Below are 8,469 nucleotides of genomic sequence, written 5' to 3'. Positions count from 1 at the left end.
GGCATCCCTCAGCTGTTTCAGGTAACCTGCTATTGCATCAATCTGGGCCAGCCATTTCTTGTTCAAATCAGTATTGGGTGTTGTCAGCTCCTTCCATTGCGCATCGGTAAGTTTCCCCTGGATGCTTTGTTTCCAATCATATGGAGGGTTGTCTAACGGGCGTCCCTGGTGCCACATGAGTGTTACCAGATAGCCATCCTGCCATTTCTGCTTAGCTTCATTAACCAGGTCCTGCCCCAGGTCTTTATCTCCCCAAAGCATGAAATCTGAACCCCACACAGCTGGATAATGTCCTGTAATTGCTTTGGCACTGTCTGAAAAAACGTCACGGTCACTGTTATAGTTTTGCTGCCCTGATAAAATATGCTTACCTTTTATACTATAAAGGAAGTTGAGCAATTTATTTACTTCAGGCGATGCTTCTTTATTTACGGGTTTAAAACTCTGTGCTAATGCCATGAAAGGCAATGATATAATCAAGGCAAGAGAAAGCAGTTTTTTCATTTTAATTAAATACAAATTTGAGTTAGCGGCGTAAAATGGCTGTGTTCAAAAATAAATAAAAAGCGTAGCCCTTTATGGTATGGCTATTGCTATTCGTATGCAATATTTAACTATCTTTCGTATATATGATACCTATCCTCTTTAGGAAACACGTTATCCCGATTATACTTTCCACGTGTTTTGTGCTACTATTTGTATTTCAGAGCTGCAAAAAAAAGCATGAAATGATTGCTGAAGACATGTTCAGGATCACACAAAATGAGATTTTCAAAAAGGCCGACACTGAAGAATACATCCCCGTATTCAAAAGAGTATTCGCAAAATACAGGTCTAAAACAGCCAACCCACTTGTTATCGAATCATTTTTTAAAAAGAACGACTATCAGCCAATCTTAGTAATAAACCACCTAAACAACGGCGACCTCGAAGCCTTGCCGGAATACCTTGATAAGATCAACGAGCATGGTCTTGACCCAGCGATATATCCATCGACAGAGATCAAAGCGCTTGTTGCTAAACTCAAAGACAAAACAGCGATCACAAGCATTGATGAAGCATATGAAACTGTTGCTAAACTCGAAATTTTAGCCGCCGGGGCATTCGTAAAATATTCCAATGCATTACAGTACGGGGTCATTAATCCTAAAAAGATCTATTCAAGATATTTTATGGCCACCCGCAGGCCCGACAGCACAACCATGCTTGCTACTTTAAGCAGAGGGGATTACAAAACGTTTCTTGATAGCATCCAGCCTAAAAACCCACAGTATTTAGCCTTACAGAAGGCATACAGGGACAGCGTTACAATTGAAGGTCTTTCGAAAGAAGAAAGCAAACGTTATTTTTTAGTTAGCCTTGAGCGCTTACGCTGGCGGAATAAGCCCTACGAACCCAAATATGTGATCGTAAATATCCCCGATTTCAGGCTTGATGTTATGGAGGATGGCAAATCGGTTTTAAATATGAAGGTTTGCGTTGGCCAGGGGCGTAATATGGAAAATCAAAACACATTGGAGCATTTTGACGATACCGCCCGGGCAGATAAACCGTTCCCGCGCGAAACGCCGATATTAAACAGTGTGATCCATAGCGTGGAAGTAAACCCGGTTTGGAACATTCCGCGCAGTATCGCAACTAAAGAGATCATTGTTGAAGCTGCAGATGACCGTTTTTACCTGGCGAATAAAAACATCGATGTGTTTAAAGATGGCAAAAGGATAGCCGACCCGGAAACGATAGATTGGACACAGGTAACCCCTGATAACCTTGAATACGAATTTAAACAGCGCCCCGGCGAAGATAACTCGTTAGGTAAGATCAAATTCCTGTTCAAAAACCGCAGCAGCGTTTACCTGCACGATACGCCTAATAAAGCCGCATTCCATAAAACAATGAGAGCGGTGAGCCATGGCTGCGTGCGCCTGGGCGATCCCCTCGGCCTGGCAAAGAATCTATTTGGCGAAGGCGCTGATATCGACACCATTGCAAATGATATGATAGCGAATAAACCGGAGCCAACCAATATCGGCTTACCAAAGAAAACGCCTATTTACATCACCTACGTAACCTGTTGGGCCGATGAAAATGGTGCTATCCAATACCGCCCTGATGTTTACGGCTTGGATATTGTACTTTACGCACACCTGCAAAACTTTTTGGCAAAATAACAAAAAAATAGCCCGGCAAACTTTTAAGTAAGCCGGGCTTCATGATTTGGTTTATAGTTGGGGTTGGATTTAAAACTTAGCAAAATTGAATGAGGTGTCAGCGCTCGCCATTAAGTTAAGCGGCCCTGCCTCATCCAGGTATTTTGAATAGTACGACTCATCGTTTCCGCTAATAAAGAAAACGGTTTTGCCGGCAATAGTACTGATAACTTTATTGATCACCTTTGGCGATACTGCAGGGCAACCAAAGCTTCTGCCTATGTATCCCTGTTCATTAATGGCCGCCGGACCAACATAATTGGCGCCATGTACAACGATGCTACGCATGCGGGCATTGCCGTTAAAGCCTTCGTCCATACCATCAAGATATAGTGACCGGCCATGTTTGCCGTTATAAACTTTGTCGGTTATGTAAAATCCGAGGCTGCTTTCATGCGAATCGTTAGCGTCTGAAAAATGGCTGGCCATTTCGTCGCCGCTTCCTGATCCGTGTGCCACCCAGGTATTAAGCACCAATTGTTTGCTTAGCAAATCAATGATCCACATACGCTTTTCACGGCTCGATTTGCTAAAATCAACCACCGTAAGCACGTTGCTGCTTTGCGGCACCGCATGTGAAAGCTTTAAATTGGTATAACCTGTTACTGCCTTTTCAAATACGTTAAAAGCTAAACCAGTCTCTCCAAGATGAGCTGCTTCATATAAATTATTAACGTACTGCTCAAATAGTTCCTTTGTTGTAAACGCTGCATTTTTTTTCTTTGCACTCACTGATCTGTTTGCACCATCCGATCTCCAGCTTAAAATTGTTGCTGAAAGGAGAAATATCGCCATAGTAACCCACAAAAAATGTTTCCTCATACGCTTGCCTGAGTTTAATTTAATTTTAATTAATTAGGGTGTAGTAACAGGGTTTGGATAGAAGGTTAACCTGATGTTAACAGGTTAACACAAAAATATACTTTAAAACTTAAAATCCAAATGAGTTAAATAGTATTTTTTACTCAAATGAAAATAAATTTAAAACTAAGCAATATTTTCGACTGTTATACGGAGCGAAAAAAGGAAAGGTTATGGGTTAATTTTATTTAACCCATTTAATTTTATCTTCCAGCGGAACGGTGCGTTTCCCTTCGGGATATTGATCGGCATAACCAAGATATAATACGCCCATCACATTATCTTCCTCTCTTAAATTCAGAAACTCCTTAAATGCGGGTTTCAGGATGGCGCCACCAGTACTCCAAAATGAAGCCATGTTTAAGGCAGTAGCACCCAACAGGATATTTTGAATAGCACTTGATACAGCTGCAACTTCCTCAAAGGGCGGTATTTTCGGCAGATCGCCACGTTGCATAACAGTAATGATCACGTGCGAAACCTTATTGCCAAGCGTTTTCAGGTTATTATAAGCGGCCTCATTAAATTCTTCGGCAGATATGCTCTTTTTATAAACCTCCGCATGTTCAGCACAAAACTGCTCTGGGTTTTCGTAAACAATAAAGCGCCAGGGCTCTGTGAAGCCATGGGTTGGCGCCCAATCAGCAAGCTCAAGTAATGCAGCAATATGTCCGTTTGGTGCCTTATGGCCATTCATCATGGCCGGCTTTACAGTACGGCGGGTTTTAATATTTTCAGCGACGGTTAAAAAAGTATTGTCCATAGATTGAAAAAACAATTGGTGAAATTAATGATTTATGGATCACTAATTTCACCAACCTGTAATTATAATTTATTAATAAATAGCGGGGTATTTTGAAGGATTAGCCTCGTTCATCATAGCGTAAACGGTTTCAATAACATCGTCAACTGATGGTTTACTGAAGTAATCGCCGTCCGAACCATAAGGAGGCCTGTGTTCTTTAGCTGTAAGCGTTTTGGGCTGAGCATCAAGTGCATAGTAGCCATTTTGTCCTTCTAATATTTTTTGCAGGATATAGGCAGAACCTGCCCCTGGAAGGTCTTCATCAACAACAAGCAGCTTGCTGGTTTTCTTTAACGAAGTACCACAAACATTCTCTGTATCAAAAGGATATAATGTTTGAGGGTCTATCACTTCTATATTGATGCCCATAGCGGCCAGTTCTTCAGATGCCTCCTGAACTATACGTAATGTTGAGCCGTAGGAAACCACGGTAATATCATTTCCTTCTTTTAAAACTTCAGCTTTACCAAGCGGTACGGTAAAATCCCCAACGTTTGCCGGTAATTTTTCTTTTAAGCGATAGCCATTCAGGCACTCTATTACCAATGCGGGCTCATCACCCCTTAACAGGGTATTGTACATGCCGGCAGCCTGTGTCATATTACGGGGCACACAAATATGGAAGCCGCGCATCGACCCTAAAATAACACTCATTGGTGAACCGGAATGCCAGATCCCTTCCAGTCGGTGACCACGGGTACGGATAATAAGCGGTGCTTTTTGCCCGCCCATAGTACGATAGCTTAAACTGGCGATATCATCGCTAATGATGGTTATTGCATAAATCAAGTAATCAAGGTACTGAATTTCAGCAATCGGCCTTAAACCACGCATTGCCAGACCCATACCCTGCCCTATAATACTTGTTTCACGGATACCGGTATCGCTGATCCTGATCTCTCCGTATTTAGCCTGTAAACCGGCAAACCCCTGGTTAACATCACCTATCGCGCCCAAATCCTCACCAAAGGCAACGATACTTTTATCACGTGCAAAGTTGGCGTCGAAAGCGGCATTCAATACTTCCCTCCCGTCCATCACCTTTGCATCATCACTATAGATAGCAGGCACAACAGGCACATAAAGAGGTGATTCTGGTGTACCCGTAAATAATTTTGAATTGTAGCGTTCAGCATTTTTTACACCTTCAACTTTTAACCATTCTGTTAAAAGCTGGCGTTCGATGTTATTTTCGGCGGTAGTTAAGCGTAGCGCTTTGCGGATAGCTGAAAAGATCTCGCGCCTGCCAGCATCAACACTTGAGCTTAAACCGGCTGATAAAGCTGATATGGTTTCCTTTTGAGATGGAACTGTTTCAGCAAAAGCATCTAACAATCCTGAAACTTCCTCAATTTCGCCTTTTATAACAACGGCCAATTCATTAGCCGCTTCGCGCTGACATTCGCGCACAAATCTCTTTGCTTCAGCCTCGAGCTCCTCCAGTTCAATTTCGGTTATAATAGCCGACGCGATCATCCACTCGCGCATTTTTAGCAAGCAATCATGCTCATCCTCCCATGCCAGGCGTTCCTTACTTTTATAGCGCTCATGTGAGCCCGAGGTTGAATGCCCTTGCGGTTGGGTCATTTCAGTAACGTGGATCAGCACTGGTACATGTTCTTCACGGCAAATATTGATGGCGCGCTCATAAGTTTCGCATAGGGCGATATAATCCCAACCGCGAACTTTAAATATCTCGTAACCATTGCTGCCATTTTCGCGCTGAAAACCTTTCAACACCTCCGAAATATCTTCTTTGGTGGTTTGCAGGTTTGCCGGAACCGAAATGGCGTAAGCATCATCCCAAATAGAGATGGCCATAGGCACCTGCAATACCCCACCCGCGTTAAAGGTTTCAAAAAACGAACCTTCGGACGTAGCTCCATTGCCTACACTGCCAAATGCCACTTCGTTACCGTTAATTGAAAACTGTTTAAGGTAATCCAGCTCTTTATTTTGACGGTATAATTTTGAAGCATAAGCCAAACCTAACAACCGGGGAATTTGCCCCGCTGTTGTTGAAATATCCGACGAGCTGTTCATTGTTTCAACCTGGTTAACCCAGCTTCCATCTGTATTTACAAAACGAGTAGCATAATGACAGTTCATTTGCCTGCCGCCAGAGGCGGGGTCTTTTTCGATATCGGGATTAGCATATAATTGAGCAAAAAACTCTTTCATATTGCTCATGCCGGTAGCAAACATAAAAGTTTGGTCGCGATAGTATCCCGCGCGCCAGTCGCCGGCACGAAAAGCCTTGGCCATTGCCAGTTGTGCAACCTCTTTACCGTCGCCAAAAATACCGAACTTTGCCTTGCCCGTTAGTACTTCCCTGCGACCTATCAAACTGGCTTGACGGCTCTCATAACCAATACGATAATCATCAATAACAATCTTCTTGAAATCATCAAAACTGAGCTCGGCAGTATTAAATTTACTGGTAGCGCGTGTTGTAGTTTCAGGCATATAAAATTTTGTTTAGACGGTAAAAGTATAAAATTCTATTCTGTATTAGGCAAACTAACAGATAAAACCCGGAGTTTGAGTAATAGTTTTGTAATTACATTAAACCTTTTATATTTGTAATAATCAAATATAACGTATGAAAAAGATATTAATGATTTGCGCGGTAATATTAGGCTTTGCCTTCACCGCATCAGCACAAGATAGCGGAAAAGCTGAGTTTAAATTTAACGAAGAAAAGCATGACTTTGGTAAAATACCACAAGGCACTCCCGTTACTACCGTGTTTGAATTTACCAACGTTGGTAAAGAGCCACTTATTTTAACAGAAGTAAGGCCAACCTGCGGCTGTACCATTGCCGATTACACTAAAACCCCTGTAAAAAGCGGTGATAAAGGCACCATCAAAATTACTTACAATGCCGCTGCTGCTGCGCCATTTAACAAAACCATTGTTGTTAAATCAAACGCCGTAACACCCGAAAAATATTTGAACATTGTTGGTGAAGTTGTAGCTAAACCCGCGGCGAGCAAGTAATTTTTACGTGCTTGATATATCCCTTTATATCAACGGGGATATTTAAATAACATTTAAAAGACCCTAAACCGGGTCTTTTTTCGTTTACAAAGGTTTTACAAACAATACTTTCATTTTTAGTAATTTTGCAGGATGCCAAAAATATCTGAAAAGGGCCAACGGATGCCCGCATCACCGATACGTAAATTAACACCTTTTGCTGATAAAGCTAAGCAGGATGGAAAAAAGGTGTATCATCTCAACATCGGCCAGCCCGATATTGCTACACCCCATGGCATGCTGAATGCCATTAAAAACATTGATTTTAAAGTTTGGGCCTATACCCCAAGCGAAGGCACATTAAGCTACCGTAAAAAACTTACGGAGTACTATAACAAACTGAACTATAATATTACCCCTGAGGATATTATTGTTACGACCGGCGGCTCGGAGGCAATTACTATAGCCATGATGGCCTGCCTTGATTCGGGCGACGAAGTGATCATCCCCGAGCCTTTTTACGCCAACTATAATGGCTTTGCAAGTCAGGGCGATATTGTAGTGAAACCAATACTATCATATATTGATAATGGTTTCGCCCTGCCCCCTATCAGCGAATTTGAAAAGCTAATCACCGATAAAACCAAAGCTATTATCATCTGCAATCCCAATAATCCTACCGGTTATTTGTATTCGAAAGAAGAGATGGAAGCGCTGAAACAATTGGTTTTAAAGCATGACCTATACCTGTTTTCGGACGAAGCTTACCGTGAGTTTTGTTATGACGGCCGCTCATTTATCTCGCCAATGCATATGGACGGGCTTGAGGAAAACGTGGTGATAATGGATACTGTGAGTAAACGTTACAGTGCATGTGGTGCCCGATTAGGGTGCCTGATCACTAAAAACAAGGAATTGCGTACAACCGCATTAAAATTTGCCCAGGCCCGTTTAAGCGCAGGCATGGTTGAGCAAATTGCCGGCGAAGCAGCCGTTGATACACCCGACAGCTATTTTGAAGCCGTAAATAAAGAATATACCAGCAGGCGCGATACCCTGGTAAATGCATTGAACAAAATGGATGGCGTTTACTGCCCTAACCCGGGAGGTGCTTTCTATGTGGTCGCCAAATTACCTATTGACAATGCCGACAAATTTTGCCAGTGGATACTTGAAACCTTCAGTCTCGATAACGAAACAGTAATGATGGCCCCTGCCACCGGCTTTTACAGCACACCAGGAGCAGGCTCAAACGAAGTACGTATGGCCTATGTTTTAAATAACGACGATCTTAAAAAGGCTATGGTTTGTTTGGATGAAGCATTGAAGGTTTATCCGGGCCGGACAGTTGCCAGTGAACAGTTAGCAGTTGGCAATTAATTCATCTTACTCATTTTATCTAACGCAAAGCCCGCTCCCAAAACGGGTTTTGCTGTTTTTACCCTAACCGATCAATCGCATATAGACTACATTTATTCAATGAAATTTAGCCAAACAATTAGCCCTGGCAAACATCAAAATATTAACTGGATAAACAATTTAAGGTTGATAGCTATGTTTGCTGTTGTTGTGCTGCACACTGCGTCTCCCTTGTTATTCCGCGTTAAAGATGC

7 protein-coding genes are annotated in these 8,469 nt (G+C 42.3%); 3 read left to right on the top strand and 4 right to left on the bottom strand.

Going from position 1 to position 8,469, the window contains the following annotated elements; translation table 11 throughout:
- Nucleotides 1-504 (bottom strand): glycosyl hydrolase (locus tag VF500_RS17555; RefSeq protein ID WP_330860928.1); only part of this gene is annotated, 504 nt, incomplete at its 3' end.
- A 224-nt stretch (nt 505-728) separates the two neighbouring features.
- On the opposite strand from VF500_RS17555, the gene VF500_RS17550 reads away from it, so the two are divergent.
- Nucleotides 729-2,171, top strand: a complete 1,443-nt coding sequence (locus tag VF500_RS17550) for a L,D-transpeptidase family protein (RefSeq protein WP_330860927.1) — start codon at nt 729-731, stop codon at nt 2,169-2,171.
- Between the two features lie 69 nt (nt 2,172-2,240).
- On the opposite strand, the gene VF500_RS17545 is transcribed toward VF500_RS17550, so the two are convergent.
- The 3 genes from VF500_RS17545 to VF500_RS17535 form a co-directional block, all read right to left on the bottom strand.
- Nucleotides 2,241-3,032: a murein L,D-transpeptidase catalytic domain family protein gene (locus tag VF500_RS17545; protein WP_330860926.1), complete on the bottom strand. Its 792-nt coding sequence runs from the start codon at nt 3,030-3,032 to the stop codon at nt 2,241-2,243.
- 223 nt (nt 3,033-3,255) lie between these two features.
- Nucleotides 3,256-3,834: a nitroreductase gene (locus VF500_RS17540; protein ID WP_330860925.1), complete on the bottom strand. Its 579-nt coding sequence runs from the start codon at nt 3,832-3,834 to the stop codon at nt 3,256-3,258.
- A 72-nt stretch (nt 3,835-3,906) separates the two neighbouring features.
- Nucleotides 3,907-6,342, bottom strand: coding sequence for an alpha-ketoacid dehydrogenase subunit alpha/beta (locus tag VF500_RS17535; RefSeq protein WP_330860924.1), 2,436 nt, complete (start codon nt 6,340-6,342; stop codon nt 3,907-3,909).
- Between the two features lie 136 nt (nt 6,343-6,478).
- Here VF500_RS17535 and VF500_RS17530 point away from each other — a divergent pair, with 136 nt between their 5' ends.
- Both VF500_RS17530 and VF500_RS17525 read left to right on the top strand, forming a co-directional pair.
- Nucleotides 6,479-6,877 (top strand): DUF1573 domain-containing protein, encoded by a 399-nt coding sequence (locus tag VF500_RS17530; protein WP_091207513.1) that lies wholly within the window; start codon nt 6,479-6,481, stop codon nt 6,875-6,877.
- A gap of 132 nt (nt 6,878-7,009) precedes the next feature.
- Nucleotides 7,010-8,236, top strand: a complete 1,227-nt coding sequence (locus VF500_RS17525) for a pyridoxal phosphate-dependent aminotransferase (RefSeq protein WP_330860923.1) — start codon at nt 7,010-7,012, stop codon at nt 8,234-8,236.
- Nucleotides 8,237-8,469: the final 233 nt, after the last annotated feature.

The organism is Mucilaginibacter sp. (genome assembly GCF_036383575.1).
Lineage (GTDB): Bacteria > Bacteroidota > Bacteroidia > Sphingobacteriales > Sphingobacteriaceae > Mucilaginibacter.
Note: the sequence above shows the minus strand (reverse complement) of the source record. Positions and strands in the feature narration are given on the sequence as shown.